Genomic DNA, 14939 nt, shown 5'->3' on the forward strand with positions numbered 1-14939 from the left:
CTCATCGTGCGCCTCGGCTTTGCTCAACGTCGGCCGCCGCCGCCCATCCCGCCGCCGGGAGCTCCGAAGCCGCCACCACCCATGCCGCCGCCGGGCCCCATCGGTCCGCCGGGCGAGCCCATGCCGCCCGGACCTGACGGGCCGCTCGGGCCCGGCGCCGGGCTTGGGCTTGCACCTGGGCTGGATCCGGGCGCGGGCGCGCCCGGTGCACCGGGCTGACCACCGGTCGGGTTTGGCGCGGTACGATTCGGATGCAGGATGGAGCCGCCGGGCGACCGGTTGGGAGCGCCACCGCCGGACGGAGGTGCCCCCGGCCCGTGGCCGATGGCCTGTGCCGAATCCACCTGGAAGCCGCGCGAGCGGTCGAACACACCGTTGACCACCATGCGCGCTTCGCCGGCCGCCGGTCCGAAGCGCGACCCGTCGCGGGCGACGAAGCCGGAGCCGAGCTGGAGGTTCGACCCCGCCCGCTGCACATAAGCCTCGATCGACAGGCGGCTTGCGCCGACCAGATCCGAGAAATCATCGATCCGCGTGCGCGCAGCCTGCATCGTGCCCTGGCGCGCGCTGCCCTCGATCTGGACGCGCTGGCCGACCAGCAAGGGATCGACGCCGCTCAGCCTCAGCCCGCCGATGCGCAGTCCGTCGGGCCCGCGCTCGACGAGCCCCGTGACACGCTCGGTCGCCTCGCGTCGCGGCTCGACCAGGCTAGCGACGATCACGCCGTCGGTGCGGCGCAGACCGTAGACCGCCACCTGCGTGCCGGTACGGAGCTTGCTCTCCTTGTCGCTCGCGACGATCTTCTGGCCGAGCACGGTCAGCTCGTTGCCTTTCACGGATTCGATCGGACCTGCGACCTCGCTCGCAATCGCAATGTTGCGCGTGACGAGCGTGCCGTCGGCCCGGCGGGTCGCGACCACGCGTGCGAGCTGCCCGACCCGCAGCGCTTTGGGGCTCGCCGCTTCGCCGTCGATCCGGACGGGGACATCGCTGGCATAGGTGATGCGCTCGCCGTTGACGTAGATGCTGCCGAAGCGCTGGATCACGCCGACGATGCCGGTGCCGCCGATGCCGTGGTCGTCACCACGCGTGAGCCCGGTGCCGCCGATTCCCTGGTCGGTGCCGCGCCCGACCTGCGCCCGCGCCACGGCCGTGCCGGCGAGCCAAAATCCCGTCAGCAGCAGACGGCGGGAGATGAGCGGCGGCCGGCTCATGAGGAACTACCTTCCTTGCCCGACTTGGCCTCGCCCTCTTCGTCGGCATCTTCGCTGTAGATGTAGATGCCGAAATTCCAGCGGGCGTCACCGCCCTTGTCCTTGGCGAGCGCGCGGTTGGCCTCGCGGTTGGCCGTCTTCAGCGCGTCCATCGCAAGCTCGCGCGAGCGCGCTTCGAGCCGGCGTGCAAGCTTCGGCGAGATGTTGTTGTAGTGCACCGCGCGCTCGAGGAAGCGCGGCGCTGTGCCCGAGACGTTGCGTTCGGCCGCCGCGATATGGTCGTGCAGATTGCGGCCGAGATAGTGCCACTTGCTGTCGTCCTCGCCTGACGGGACGAAGGCGGCCTCGACCAGCTCGATCTCGTCGGCCGCGTTGATGGTGACGAGCTTGCGGTCGACCCATTCGTCGAGCACCGCGCGCGGTCGCACGTCCTTGGTGACGGAGGCGACGAGCTGCTCGAACGACGGCGCATCGCCCTCGGCGGTGCGCGGCAGGGCCAGCGGCTCGCCCTTCGCATCGGTGAACTCGGGCGCGGCGAGCCAGCGCGCGATCACGGCGCTCGTCAGCGACACCGCCGCCGGCGTCTCGTTCACGGGCGCGCCAGCGCCGCGCAGCCGCGCCACCTCCTTGCGATGGATGCCGGTGAGCAGGCTGACGCGGCTGTCGGTCTGCTCCTTGCCTTCCAGCGCGAAATCATGCTCGGCGACGTTGACGAACAGCTCGCGAAGCAGTTGCGCCAGGGCCGGAAAGGTCATGCCGCTGCGGATGCAGAGCCGCACGAGCGGGCGCAGCAGCCGCGCCAGCGGCGCGTGCAGCTTCGCGGCGGCATTCGGCTGCGGAGCCGCCGCTTTGGACCCGGGCTTGGCATTCATGTCTGAATTGTACCTGCGTCACACGTGGGACACAATCCCACATTTTCCCGTTTTGCATTGACGTGGTAAAATTTCCCACATATACGAGACGCCACTGAGGGCGCGACGTAAAGGGACACAACACCCATGCCTGACCGCTTGGTCCGCAATTCCAGCTCACTGCGTGCCGTGCCGGCTCCCGACCGGGGACACGGCACAATAGAGCCGATCCTGCCGGCGCTGCTGCGCGGCGTGATCTTCATGTCGGTGCTGGCCGCACCGTTCGTCGCAGCACTTCTCGCAGGCTGACGCCGCCATGCATCACAGCCAGGAAACCTTGCAAGAAACCTTGCACGAAATCCCGCGCCGCCCGTCGGTGCTCCACATCTTCAAGATCTATTATCCCGACCTGTTCGGCGGCACGCTGACAGTGATCCGCGACATCTGCGCCGGTCTGAAGGATGCTTTTGCCTCCGCCGTGCTGGTCTGCTCGCAATCTGCCGAGCCGCGCGAACTCGTCGTCAACGACGTGCCGGTCGAGCGCGTCCGCTCGTTCGGCAATCTCCTGTCGCTTCCCGCCGCCCCGACCTATCCATGGCGGCTGTGGCGTAAAATCGCCGAACACGACCTGCTCGCGCTCCACGCTCCCTTCCCGCTCGCCGATCTCGTCTTCGCACTGGGATTCGGCGCCAAGCGGCCACTGGTGGTGCACTGGCACGCCGACATCGTCACCCACGCCGGCCTGCGCTGGTTTATCGAGCCGTTGATGCGGCGAACTCTGCGCCGCGCCAAGGCGATCATCGTGTCGGACCACGTCCTGGTCGAGACCACGCCGCTGCTGCGCGAGTTCGACGACAAATGCCACGTCGTGCCGTTCGGCATCGACACGTCGGGATATGACTGGCCGAAGATCGAGCCGCACCATGTCAACGATCGCGGTCGGCTTGTGCTCGCCTGCGGCCGGCTCGTTCCGTACAAGGGGTTCGACGTCCTGATCCGCGCCGCGGTCAACCGCAAGTTCGAGGTCTGGATCATCGGCGAAGGCACCGAGCGGCCCCGGCTCGAGCAGATGATCCGCGAGCTCGGCCTGACCGACCGCGTCCGCCTGCTCGGCTCGGTCAGCGACAGCGAACGCATCAAGCTGATGTGCCTGTCCGACGTCTTCGTGATACCGTCGGTGACCAACGCCGAGACCTTCGGTCTGGTCCAGCTCGAAGCCATGGCCGCCGGTCGCCCCGTCGTGAACACGGCGCTCGATACCGCCGTGCCGCGCGTCGCACGCCACGGCATGGAGGCGATCACTGTGCCGCCGGGCGATGCCGAAAAGCTCGGCGAGGCCATCGACGCCCTGATCGGCGATCCCGAGCGCCGCCGGCGCATGGGATTGTCGGCCCGCACCCGCGCCCTCACCCGCTATTCCGCCACGGCTTTCCGGGAAGGCATGGAAACCGTCTACCGCAACGCCGTCACCGCGCCCTGCAGGGAATCGGCCACCGCAGCCGAACCATCGCAGGCGACGAGCTGGCCGGACAGCGTCCGGATCGCGGCCGCCTTGGCCTGGTCCGACATGCGGCACCGTTACGTCCGCTCGCTGCTCGGACCGTTCTGGATGTCGCTGCAGATGGCGATCGTGGTCGTGGTGCTGGGTTCGGTCATCGGCCAGATGTCGAACGCCGACATCCTGTCGCGGCTCCCAATGCTGGCGCTGTCGATGACGGCCTGGACCTTCCTCAACAGCGTGGTGCTCGATGCGACCACGGCGCTGCAGAACTCTGCGAGCCTGATCCGCGACCGAGCATTGCCGCCGGTGATCTTCCTGCTGCAATGCACGTTCCGCCAGGGACTGTTCGCGTTACATAACTCCTGCGTGCCGCTGCTGCTGTGGCTCGTCCTGTCGCACCACGACCTCTCTCACGCGCTGGCGGCGCTGCCCGGCCTGTTGCTGTTCGTGGCCTGCACCTTCGCCCTGAGCCTCGTCCTTGGCGCGATGGCAACGCGCTATCGCGACCTCAAGCCGATCATCGAATCCACGCTGATGCTCGCCTTCCTCGCCTCACCCGTGATCTGGTCGGCCGAAATGATCAACCACCGCGCGACGGTGATGCGGCTCAATCCGCTGACGCACCTGTTCGCGGTGTGGCGCGAGCCGCTTGCAGGCGGCCATGTCGACCCGACCAGCCTCGTCTACGTCCTCGTCACCCTAGCGCTGCTGATCTTTGCGAGCATGCTGACGTTGGTTTACCTGCGCAAAGCCGCATTTTGGATCTGACCATGGTCTCAATCAGCCTGCGCAACGTCTGTCTCGACTATCCGCTCTACGGCGCCTACGACTTCTCGCTGAAGCGGCGGCTGCTCGGTCACCTCATCCGCGAGCCGGGCGAGATGCGGACCATCCGCGCCGTCGACGATGTCACGATGGAGGCCGAACCCGGCGCCCGCATCGGTCTTGCCGGCCCCAACGGCTCCGGCAAGTCGACGCTGCTGCGCCTCATCGCCGGCGTGTACCCGCCGAGCAGCGGCCACCTTGAGGTCAGGGGCAACATCGTGCCCCTGCTCGGCCTGAACGCCGGCGTCAACCTGGATTTCGTGGCTGAGGACAACATCGCACTGCTGCTACGGATCGGCGGCCGCAAGCCGACGCGTAGCGTGATCGACGAGATCTGGGCCTTCACCGAGCTCGAGACGCGGATGCAGCGGCTGCCTTTGCGGATGTTCTCCTCGGGAATGCTGATGCGCGTGCTGTTCGCCACAGCCACCGCCTTCCCGGCCGACATCCTCCTGCTCGACGAATGGCTCAGCGTCGTCGACGAGCATTTTGCGGAGAAAGCCGAGCGGCGGCTGCAAAACCTCGTCTCGCAGGCGGCGATCGTGATCATCGCCTCGCACGACCAGCCGCTGCTGCGGCGCACCTGCACCAGCATCATCAACCTCGACCATGGCCGCATCGCCTTGACCATGACGGTCGAGCCGCCGGCCACGCACACATTCGAGCTCCGCGAGAAACGCGCATGAAACAGACCATCCTTGTCGTCTCCGAAGCGCTGGGCGAGCCCAACCACAAGCGCGGCATCTTCCACTTCACGCGCGAGCTGATGCGCTCGCTCGCGGCCGAGGGCCACGAGCTGACACTGCTGGTCGAGACCTCCCGGCGTTATCGCAAGCTGCGCGGGCGCGGGCGGCGCACGAAGCTGTTTCCGTCGGAGGCGCGCAACATCGAGCTGCTCGCGCTCTATCGCTTCCTCGACGAGATCAACATGGCCGAGCCGCTGGCGCGCAACGGCCTGCGCCGAACGCTCGACTGGCTCCGCCACAAGGCGGCCATGTCGGTGTCGCTCGACTATGTCCTCTGCTTCCTGCGCGCCATCGGCCTGCGCGGACTGAATGCCCGGCGCATCGAGAACAAGACCGCAGCGATCGAATACGTCCCGCCCGACCTGCGCCACCTCGAGCTGTTCGGCGAGTTCCAGCTCGAGCCCGGCTTCTACAGCTACCAGGATTCCTCTGCTTTCTTCCTGCTGCCGCCGCCGCGGGTCGACGCGCGCGACTACGACGTCATCGTGGTGGACACGCCGACGCGGGTCGCGATCCGGCGCAAGCCGGGCGCCAAGGTGATCTGCGTAGTCCATGACCTGCTGCCGCTCACCGACCTCAAGCTCAGCGACGTCGCGACGAGGCTGTTCCTGTCGCGACTGCGGACCAGCCTGCGGCAGGCCGACGAGCTCGCCTTCGTTTCAAACTACAGCATGATGCGGTTCAGGGATCTGTTGCCGCAATTTGCGCACCTGCCGGCGCGGGTCGTGTATCCCCGCACCCGGTTCGACGCCCCGGATGTCCTGCACCTGCCAGCCCCGTCAGGTCGTCCGGGGCGGCCGAGCTTCGTCGTCATCGTCTCGAACGAGCCGCGCAAGAACGTCGCCACCGTCATCCGCGCTTTCCGTGGCGTGCCGCAGGCCGATCTCGTGGTGATCGGCTATGCCGGCGAGATCAACCGGATGCGCAATCTGCCGCCGAACGTTCGCTTCGCCGGCTATGTCGACGAGCATGAGAAGGCCACCCTCATTGCCGAGGCCCACGGGCTGATCATGCCGAGCTTCGCCGAAGGCTTTGGCGTGCCGATCATCGAGGCGCTCGCCGCGAACACGCCGGTGCTGTGTTCTGATATCGCGGTGTTCCGCGAGGTCGCGGGCGACCTCGCGGACTACTTCGACCCGTTCTCGACCGACTCGATCGCGGCGTCCGTTACCCGTGTTATGACGCGGCAGGAGGAATGGCGCGGCAGGATCAAGGCGCGACGCAGCGAGCTCGCCGAGCGCTTCGGCTATGAGACCCAGGCCCGCGATTTCCTCGGACGTGAGGCGCCCGGCGCAAGCCTCGCCGCCGCACTGCTGGCATCGTACGGATGAACGCCGAATGCGGACATGGCCGCAGGCCCGCCCTCGGCCATTCGGCCGCGCTGACAGGGACCACCGATGGGCTCGCCGTCCTGATCGCGGCCTCGCTGCCCTGGTCGACCACGGCGCCGTCGATCCTCGTCGGCCTCTGGCTGCTGGCGGTGACGCCGACGATCGATTGGCGCGACTATGGGCGGCAGCTCGCCCGGCCTGCGTTCGCGCTGCCCTTTGCCTTCCTCCTGCTCGCCCTCGTCGGGACGCTATGGTCTGACGCTGCGTGGGCGGACCGGCTGCACGCGATCAAGCCGGTCGCCAAGCTCGTGCTGATTCCGGCGCTGCTCTACCATTTCAGCCGGTCGGAGCGCGGCTCCTGGGTCTGCCTCGCCTTTCTTGGCTCCTGCGTGCTGCTTGCGGTCTATTCCTGGATCGTGTTGCTCGATCCCGCCTGGAAGATCACCACGACGGCGTCGGCGGGCGTTCCCGTCAAGAACTACATCGACCAGAGCCAGGAATTCACCCTCTGCGCCTTTGCACTTGCGCTGCCCGCGCTGATTTTCTGGCGCGACAGACGCGTGGTCGCCACGGGCGCGTGCCTGGCGGTGATCCTGCTGTTCATCACCAACATGGTGTTCGTCGCCTCCGCCCGCACGGCGCTGCTCTGCATCGCCGTGCTGCTCGCCCTGTTCGCCTGGCGACATCTCGACCGGCGGGCGGCGCTGCTCCTGCTCGCGGGCGCTGTCGCCGCGAGCGCGCTGGCCTGGACGACGTCGCCCTATCTGCGCCAGCGCATCACCGACATCGCCGTCGAATATCATCGTGGCCATGAGGACATCAGCCGCGCCTCGACCGCGCAGCGGCTGACCTATTGGCGCAAGGCGCTTCACGCCTTCACCGAGGCGCCCCTGATCGGCCATGGCACCGGATCGATCAAGCGGCAGTTCGAGCGCGCCGCCACCAGCACAAGCAGCCTCGAAGCGGAGATAGTCAGCAATCCCCACAACCAGACCCTCAACGTCGCCATGCAATGGGGCCTGCTCGGCGTAGTCCTTCTCTACGCGATGTGGATCGCCCACCTTCGCCTGTTCCTGGGCGGAGGTTTACCGGGCCAGGGTCTTGCCGCCTGGATCGGCCTTGTCGCCGTCGTTCAGAACATCGCGAGCTCGCTGCTGAACTCGCACCTGTTCGATTTCCACGAGGGCTGGATGTATGTGCTCGGCGTCGGCGTCGCCGGCGGCATGGTGCTGAAGCGCAGCCGGCCCTGACTACTGGCTGCGCTCGTGGCCGACCTCGCCGGTGATGACGTCGCCGAACAGCTCCCAGGCTTGCCCGTTGAAGCGCATCAACTGCATCTGCTCGATCGGGAAGTAATCATCTGCCGACGTGTTGACCATGATGCCGGGCAGCATCAGGTCGGTGTGGAAATTCTTCAGGCTGGTGGCCTGCTTCATCGCGTTCTCGCGCGTGAGGTTGTCGCCGCACTGCTTCAGCACCTGCGCCATCGCCTCGGCCTGCACATAGCCATAGAGGTTGTTGGCATTGGTCTTGTCGCCATCGGGGTAATATTTGTCCATGAATTCGCGCCACTTCACCACGGCCGGGTCCTTGTCCCAGGTCGGATCGGTCGGGTCCTTCAGATACGCGGTCGAGATGATGTCCCTGGCATAGTCGAGCCCGGCGGGCTTCAGCACCGACGCGATGGAGGTGGCCGTGTTGGCGAGGAAGAATTTCGGTTTCCAGCCGAGCTCGCCGACCTTTCGGATCGCCTGCGCCGAACCCTTTGGCGCGGCCCACGAGAAGAAGATGTCCGCACCGGAATCGTGCAGGGCGACGATCTGTGAGTCGATCGAGGGATCGCTGACCTCGTAGGACTTGTCGGCAATGATCATGCCGGCTTTGTCGCCGAGACCGTCCTTCAGGCCCTTGAACTGGTCCTTGCCCGCGTCGTCATTCTGCCAGAGCACCGCGATCTTGCTGTTCGGAAACTTGTCACGGATATATTTCGCGTAGATCCGCCCCTCGCTCTGGTAGTTCGGCTGAAAGCCCATCGTCCACGGGAAGTTCTTGGGATCGCCGAACTTGGTGCCACCGGAGGCAACGAAGAGCTGCGGCACCTTCTTGGCGTTCATGTATTTCATGATCGCGGAATTCGAGGGCGTACCGAGCGGCTGGAAGATCAGCAGAACCTCGTCGCTCTCGACCAGCTTGCGCGCCTGCTCGATCGCCTTCGGCGGCGAGTAGGCGTCGTCATAGCTGATGAAATTGATCTTGCGCCCGTTGATGCCGCCCTGGTCGTTGATCATCCTGAAGAAGGCAGCCTCGGTCTTGCCGATCACGCCATAGGACGAGGCCGGCCCGCTATAGGGCATGATGTTGCCGATCTTCACTTCGGTGTCGGTGGCGCCGGGATCGTATTTCTTCTGCGCCGAGGCCGGTGCCGTGACGAGCACGCCGACAGCAAGCATGGCGAGGGCAGCAAGGCTTTTGCGACGACCCGGCATCGTTCTCTCCCCTGTGTTTTGTAGTCTTGTTTTGCCGCGAGTGTCGCAAGGCGGCGTGCTGCTGGCAAGCGTGGCGATTTTCCGCGACGTGAAACGACGATTTGGAACTTACACCGTGCGCCGCAGCAGATTCAGAACGCGTCCGTCGATCACGAGCAACGCGCTGCCGATGACGATGGCGCCCGCGATCTCGCGCATGGAGATCGGCTCACCCAGCGCCAGCGACCCCAGAAGAATGGCGGTGACGGGAATGAGCAGCGTCACCAGCATGACGTTGCTCGCGCCGGAGCGCCGTATGATCTGAAAGAAGACGATATAAGCGAGCGCCGTCGACAGGCCGGCAAGGCCAAGCACGGCGAGCCAGGTCGCGAGGCCGGGGATCGGCAGATGCCAAGGCTGCTCGACCACGCCGGCAACGACGGCCATCATCACCGTGGACGCCATCAGCTGAAATGTCGCCGTGCCGAGCGGGGCGGAGTCCTTCAACAGCCGCCGCGCGGCGAGCGCTGCAAAGCCATAGCTGCACGCGCCGCCAAGGCAGAACAAAATGCCGAGCCCCTGCCCTGCTTTCGTCTCGATGCCCCACCCGCGAAGGATGATCACGCCGAGAAGGCCGAGCGCCACGCCGCCCACGCGCCGCATCTGCAAGGCTTCTTCGCCTGCCGCGGCCATCACCGTCACCGTAAACAACGGCGTGGTCGCATTCAGGATCGACGCCAGACCACTGGAGATGAAGGTCTGGCCGATCACGATCAGCGAGAACGGAATGGCGTTGTTGAGCAGCCCCATCGTGACGAATGGTGTCCAACCCATCAGCCCCCTCGGAAAAGCGATCCCCCGCATGCGCATGAGCGGCAGCAGGATGGCCGCGCCGAGAGCGACGCGCAGCAACACCAGCGTCAACGGCGGCAACTCCCGCAGCGCCGCGCCATTGAAGAAGAACGAGCCGCCCCAGAGCATGGAGAGCACAGCGAGCAGCGACCAGTCTCGCGTGTCGATCCGGTTGTCGTTCGGGGGCATGGATTTCACCTCGGCGTCCAGGCCCGCCGCCTAAAACACCGCGGCCAATCGCGCCACCCGATTTCCGATGAGATCGTGGCTGCCTGAGTTCAGAAGCGATGGGGCGCCAAGGCGACCATATCGACGCGCCGGTCAGGACGGCTTCTTCGGCCGCGACACCAGCTCGATCATCTTGCCTTCGTCGTCGTCAGGCATCACGGCCTTCGCCTGCGCGTAGGACTCGACCGCGGCGCGCGCGACCAGCGGCTTGTCGGCGAGAAGACTCTCCGCGAGCTTGACGGCATAGGCGGCATCCTTGTGCCGCAGCGCCGTCGTGAACGTCGCACCGCTGAAATCGCGGGCGACCATGCGCTTGGAGTGGCGCTGCACCTGGGGGCTTGCGGCCACGCCCGCCTGGATCGATTCCAGTACAAGGTTCATGTCGAGCCCGGCCTGCTCGGCAATCGCGAGGCCCTCGGCGAGGCCGGCAATCTGGATCGCGCCCATCAAATTGTTGATGAGCTTGTAGACCGTGCCGGCGCCGACCGGTCCAAAATGGCGGATGGTCGAGCCGATGGGATCGAGATAGGGTCGCGCGCGATCGAGGTCAGCCGCGTTGGCGCCGACCAGCAGCGTCAGTTTCCCGCCCGCCGCCGCATCCGGCAAACCCGTCACGGGACAATCGAGATAGATCAGGCTGCGCGCGTTGAGTTCGCGGCCCATCTCGCGGGCGTGGTCATAGGAGACGGTTGAGCATTCGATCGCGATGGTACCAGCCTTCGCTGTCTTGGCCGCGCCCTTGGGCCCAAGCCAGACCGCGCGCGAGGCTTCGTCGTCGGCCACCATGGTCACGACCGCGTCGGCATCGATCGCGGCATCCTCCGGCGAGGTCGCCCAATGTGCGCCGCGCGCGATCAGGTCTTCGGCTTTTGCCTTGCTGCGATTCCACAGCGTCACCGTGAAGCCGGCATCGAGATAGCGGCCGGCCATGCCGTGGCCCATCCGTCCGAGCCCGATGAAGGCAACGCGCGGCATCAGTCGACGTCCTCGATGTCGGCCCCAGGGGTGCCGAAGGCGCGTTGCGCCAGCGTCGCGGCCATGAAGTCGTCGAGCTCGCCGTTGAGCACGCCCGCGGTGTCGGAGGTCTGCACGCCCGTGCGCAGATCCTTCACCATCTGGTAGGGCTGCAGCACGTAGGAGCGGATCTGGTGACCCCAGCCGATATCGGTCTTGGCAGCCTGGTCGGCGGCAGCCTTCTCCTCGCGCTTCTTCAGCTCGATTTCGTAAAGGCGCGCACGCAGCATGTCCCAGGCCTGCGCCTTGTTCTTGTGCTGCGAGCGGCCGGCCTGGCAGACCACCGCAACGCCGGTCGGAATGTGCGTCAGGCGCACCGCGGATTCGGTCTTGTTGACGTGCTGGCCGCCGGCGCCGCCCGAACGCATGGTGTCGACGCGGACGTCGGATTCCTTGATGTCGATCTTGATGCTGTCGTCGATGACCGGGAACACCTGCACGCTCGAGAACGAGGTGTGCCGGCGCGCGTTGGAATCGAACGGCGAAATGCGCACCAGGCGGTGCACGCCTGCCTCGGTCTTCAGCCAGCCATAGGCGTTGTGGCCGGAGACCTGGATCGTCGCCGACTTGATGCCCGCTTCTTCGCCCTCGGACTCTTCGAGGAACTCGACCTTGAAGCCGTGCGTCTCGGCCCAGCGCGTGTACATGCGCAAGAGCATCTGCGCCCAATCCTGGCTCTCGGTGCCGCCGGCGCCGGCATGGACTTCGAGATAGGAATCGAAGCGATCGGCCTCGCCCGACAGCAGCGCCTCGAGCTCGCGCCGGGCGACTTCCTTCTTGAGGGCTTTCAGCGCAGCTTCAGCTTCAGCCACGACGCCGGTATCGCCCTCGGCTTCGCCGAGCTCGATCATGCCGATGTCGTCTTCGAGCTCCTGCTCGACCTTGCCGATGCCGGACAGCGAATCCTCGAGCGAGGTGCGCTCCTGCATCAGTTTCTGGGCTTTCTGGGGATCGTTCCAGAGGTTGGGATCTTCTGCGAGCTTGTTCAGCTCAGCGAGGCGCGCCGTCGATTTCTCGACGTCAAAGATGCCTCCTCAGCAGCCCGACTGACTGCTTGATCTCTTCTACCAACCGTTCGATTTCGGCGCGCATGTGGTTCTCTGATCTCGCGGAATTGTTTCCGCGTGCAACTGAGATCGCGGTGTAGCGGCGGCGGCCGCAAAGCGCAACCGCCGCGGCCGCGATCGTCGGTCTTATAAGCTAGTACAGCCCGCCGGTGCCCGGCCGCATGAAGAAGCCGGAATCCGGCTGCTGCTGCTGCGAGGCCGGCATGCCGCCGCCGCGGCCGTCGGCATCGGCAACGCCGATGACCGAGTAATTATCTGGCGGCGCCGTGCCCGGCTTGAACGCTTCGAGGATGGTTCCGCCGGTCTCGCCGGGGCCGGCGCGCATGCCGGTCTTCGCAACGACGCGGACCAGCTTGATGCCGGCCGGCACCTTGAACGGAACCGCAGGCTTGTCGGCGAGCGCGAGCTTGAGGAAATCGCGCGCGATGGGAGCGGCCAGATGGCCGCCGGTCGCGGCGTTGCCTTTGCCGAGCGGACGCGGCTTGTCGTAGCCCATATAGATGGCAACGGCGACGTCGGGCGAGAAGCCGACGAACCAGGCGTCCTTTGCCTCATTGGTCGTACCGGTCTTGCCGGCGATCGGCTTGCCGACCTCCTTGACCACGGTCGCGGTACCGGCCTGCACGACACCCTCCATCAGCTCGGTGATCTGATAGGCGGTCATGGAATCCAGCACCTGCTCGCGGCGGTCGATCAACTGCGGCTCGGCCTGGTTCTTCCAGCCGCCCGGCGCGTCGCAGCCGCGGCATTCGCGCTGGTCGTGCTTGAAGATGGTGTGGCCGTAGCGATCCTGGATACGGTCGATCAAGGTCGGCTTCACCCGGCGGCCGCCATTGGCGAGCATCGAATAGGCCGTGACCATGCGCATCGCCGTGGTCTCGCCGGCGCCGAGCGCGTAGGAGAGATAGTTCGGCAGTTCGTCATAGACGCCGAAGCGGCGGGCATATTCGCCGATCAGCGGCATGCCGATGTCCTGCGCGAGGCGCACGGTCACGGTGTTGAGCGACTGCCGCAGCGCGTTGCGCAGCGTCACCGGTCCCTGGAACTTTCCGGAGGAGAAGTTTTCGGGCCGCCACACGCCGGCGCCCTGGCCCTGGTCGATTTCGATCGGCGCGTCGAGCACGACGGTCGAGGGCGTATAGCCGTTGTCGAGCGCGGCCGAATAGACGATCGGCTTGAACGAGGAGCCCGGCTGACGGTAGGCCTGCGTGGCGCGGTTGAACTGGCTCTGGTCGAACGAGAAGCCGCCGACCATCGCGAGCACGCGCCCGGTCCATGGGTCCATCGCCACCATCGCACCGGACACTTCGGGAATCTGGCGCAGCCGGTACTGGCCTTCGACCGGCTGTCCCTCCTTGGTATAGAGCGGATCGGCATAGATCACGTCGCCGGGCTGCAACACCTGCGCCACCGACGTCGGGGTCTTGCCCTTGGTGTTGCCCTGGGCCGCCCTCGCCCAGCGCACGCCGTCGGCCGTGATGAGGCCGGTCTCGCGCTGCTTGCTCACGGCGCCGCCGAGCTCACGGCTCGGCTGGAAACCGATCCGCGCCGACTGGTCGCTGGTCTCCAGCACCACCGCCATGCGCCATGGCGAGATGTCGGAGAGCGACTTGATCTCCGCGAGCTTCACGCCCCAATCGCCCGACGTATCGAGCTTGCTCATGGCGCCGCGATAGCCCTGCTGCTCGTCATAGTTCACGAGGCCGGCGACCATGGCCTTGCGCGCCATGACCTGGATCTTCGGATCGAGCGTGGTGCGGACGGAAAGCCCGCCCTCGTAGAGCTTCTTCTCGCCGTAGCGTTCGAAGATATCGCGGCGGACTTCCTCGGCGAAATACTCGCCGGCGAAGGTGTGGGCACCGTTGGAGCGGCTGGTGACGGCCAGCGGCTCCTTGCGGGCCTTGTCGGCGTCGGCCTGCTTGATCCAGCCGTTCTCCACCAGACGATCGATCACGTAATTGCGGCGCTCGATGGCGCGGTCGCGGTTGCGGACCGGATGCAGCGTCGCGGGCATCTTCGGCAGCGCGGCCAGATAGGACGCTTCGGCGACGGTCAGCTCGTTCACCGATTTGTCGAAATAGACCAGCGAAGCGGCCGCGATGCCGTAGGCGCCGAGGCCGAGATAGATCTCGTTCAGATACAGCTCGAGGATCTTGTCCTTCGAATAGGTCTTCTCGATCCGCATCGCCAGCAAGGCTTCCTTGATCTTGCGGGCGAAGGAGACCTCGTTGGTGAGCAGGAAGTTCTTGGCGACCTGCTGGGTGATGGTGGAGGCGCCCTGCGGACGGCGGTTCGAGCCGTAGTTCTGGATATAGGCCACGCCGGCGCGCGCCATGCCGGTGTAGTCGATGCCGCCATGCTCGTAGAAATTCTTGTCCTCGGCCGCCAGGAACGCGTTGATCACGAGCTTCGGCACCGCCTGGATCGGCAGATACAGCCGCCGCTCCTTGGCGTATTCGCCGAGCAGCGAGCCGTCGACCGCGTGCACGCGGGTCATCACGGGCGGCTCGTAATCCTGAAGCTGAGAGTAGTCCGGCAAGTCCTTGGAGAAATGCCAGATCAGGCCTGCCACGGCCCCGACACCGACAAGGAACACCACCGTTCCCGCGGCGAACAGGAAGCCCATGAACCGCACCAGCAAGCGCATTATCTGTTTATCCGTTCAAACTCTGGATCAGCCCAAGATCACAGCCCAAGATCACCGCCCAAGGCACCGAAGCTAAAGGCAACCAAACCAAAAGAAGCGCCAATCTCACGTCGCGAATTCACCGGCCGACTCAATACCATTCGTGCCGGACCTCAAGACGCTTGCCGAAAGGGGATTCTCGTCGATTCCGGAACCCCC

General features: G+C 65.9%; 12 protein-coding genes. 5 read left to right on the forward strand and 7 right to left on the reverse strand.

The genetic code is table 11. The features are described from left to right. Positions 1 to 23 precede the first annotated feature (23 nt). Positions 24 to 1214 (reverse strand): DUF5666 domain-containing protein, encoded by a 1191-nt coding sequence (locus tag FNV92_RS19815; RefSeq protein WP_143844908.1) that lies wholly within the window; start codon positions 1212 to 1214, stop codon positions 24 to 26. Further along, on the reverse strand, positions 1211 to 2086 hold the full coding sequence (locus FNV92_RS19820) for a DUF6502 family protein (protein WP_143844907.1): 876 nt from the start codon (positions 2084 to 2086) through the stop codon (positions 1211 to 1213). Before FNV92_RS19820 ends, FNV92_RS19815 begins: the two co-directional genes overlap by 4 nt. Positions 2087 to 2212: 126 nt before the next feature. Between FNV92_RS19820 and FNV92_RS19825 the strand changes: the two genes are divergently transcribed. The 5 genes from FNV92_RS19825 to FNV92_RS19845 are packed head-to-tail and all read left to right on the forward strand — an operon-like array spanning position 2213 to position 7718. Then, positions 2213 to 2374 carry a hypothetical protein gene (locus tag FNV92_RS19825; RefSeq protein ID WP_168213632.1) on the forward strand — a complete coding sequence of 54 codons (162 nt, stop codon included), beginning with the start codon at positions 2213 to 2215 and terminating at the stop codon, positions 2372 to 2374. Between the two features lie 7 nt (positions 2375 to 2381). After that, on the forward strand, positions 2382 to 4334 hold the full coding sequence (locus FNV92_RS19830; RefSeq protein ID WP_143844906.1) for a glycosyltransferase: 1953 nt from the start codon (positions 2382 to 2384) through the stop codon (positions 4332 to 4334). 2 nt (positions 4335 to 4336) lie between these two features. Beyond that, on the forward strand, positions 4337 to 5077 hold the full coding sequence (locus tag FNV92_RS19835; RefSeq protein ID WP_143844905.1) for an ABC transporter ATP-binding protein: 741 nt from the start codon (positions 4337 to 4339) through the stop codon (positions 5075 to 5077). Continuing rightward, on the forward strand, positions 5074 to 6468 hold the full coding sequence (locus FNV92_RS19840) for a glycosyltransferase family 4 protein (RefSeq protein ID WP_168213631.1): 1395 nt from the start codon (positions 5074 to 5076) through the stop codon (positions 6466 to 6468). The genes FNV92_RS19835 and FNV92_RS19840 overlap by 4 nt, the downstream gene beginning before the upstream one ends. Continuing rightward, positions 6465 to 7718: an O-antigen ligase family protein gene (locus tag FNV92_RS19845; protein ID WP_143844904.1), complete on the forward strand. Its 1254-nt coding sequence runs from the start codon at positions 6465 to 6467 to the stop codon at positions 7716 to 7718. The genes FNV92_RS19840 and FNV92_RS19845 overlap by 4 nt, the downstream gene beginning before the upstream one ends. On the opposite strand, the gene FNV92_RS19850 is transcribed toward FNV92_RS19845, so the two are convergent. The 5 genes from FNV92_RS19850 to FNV92_RS19870 form a co-directional block, all read right to left on the reverse strand. Then, positions 7719 to 8954 (reverse strand): ABC transporter substrate-binding protein, encoded by a 1236-nt coding sequence (locus FNV92_RS19850; RefSeq protein WP_143844903.1) that lies wholly within the window; start codon positions 8952 to 8954, stop codon positions 7719 to 7721. Between the two features lie 108 nt (positions 8955 to 9062). Then, complete coding sequence (locus FNV92_RS19855; protein ID WP_143844902.1) at positions 9063 to 9974, reverse strand: DMT family transporter; 912 nt, start codon at positions 9972 to 9974, stop codon at positions 9063 to 9065. Positions 9975 to 10106: 132 nt separating this feature from the next. Continuing rightward, positions 10107 to 10988, reverse strand: coding sequence for an NAD(P)-dependent oxidoreductase (locus FNV92_RS19860; RefSeq protein ID WP_143844901.1), 882 nt, complete (start codon positions 10986 to 10988; stop codon positions 10107 to 10109). After that, positions 10988 to 12119 (reverse strand): peptide chain release factor 2 gene (prfB, locus tag FNV92_RS19865; protein ID WP_143844900.1). Its coding sequence is split into 2 segments (ribosomal slippage): positions 10988 to 12049 and positions 12051 to 12119, totalling 1131 coding nucleotides; the frame shifts between segments, so codons are not numbered across the junction. The genes FNV92_RS19860 and prfB overlap by 1 nt, the downstream gene beginning before the upstream one ends. A gap of 108 nt (positions 12120 to 12227) precedes the next feature. Next, positions 12228 to 14741, reverse strand: a complete 2514-nt coding sequence (locus tag FNV92_RS19870) for a penicillin-binding protein 1A (RefSeq protein WP_015686457.1) — start codon at positions 14739 to 14741, stop codon at positions 12228 to 12230. Positions 14742 to 14939 lie beyond the last annotated feature (198 nt).

The organism is Bradyrhizobium cosmicum (assembly GCF_007290395.2).
GTDB lineage: Bacteria > Pseudomonadota > Alphaproteobacteria > Rhizobiales > Xanthobacteraceae > Bradyrhizobium > Bradyrhizobium cosmicum.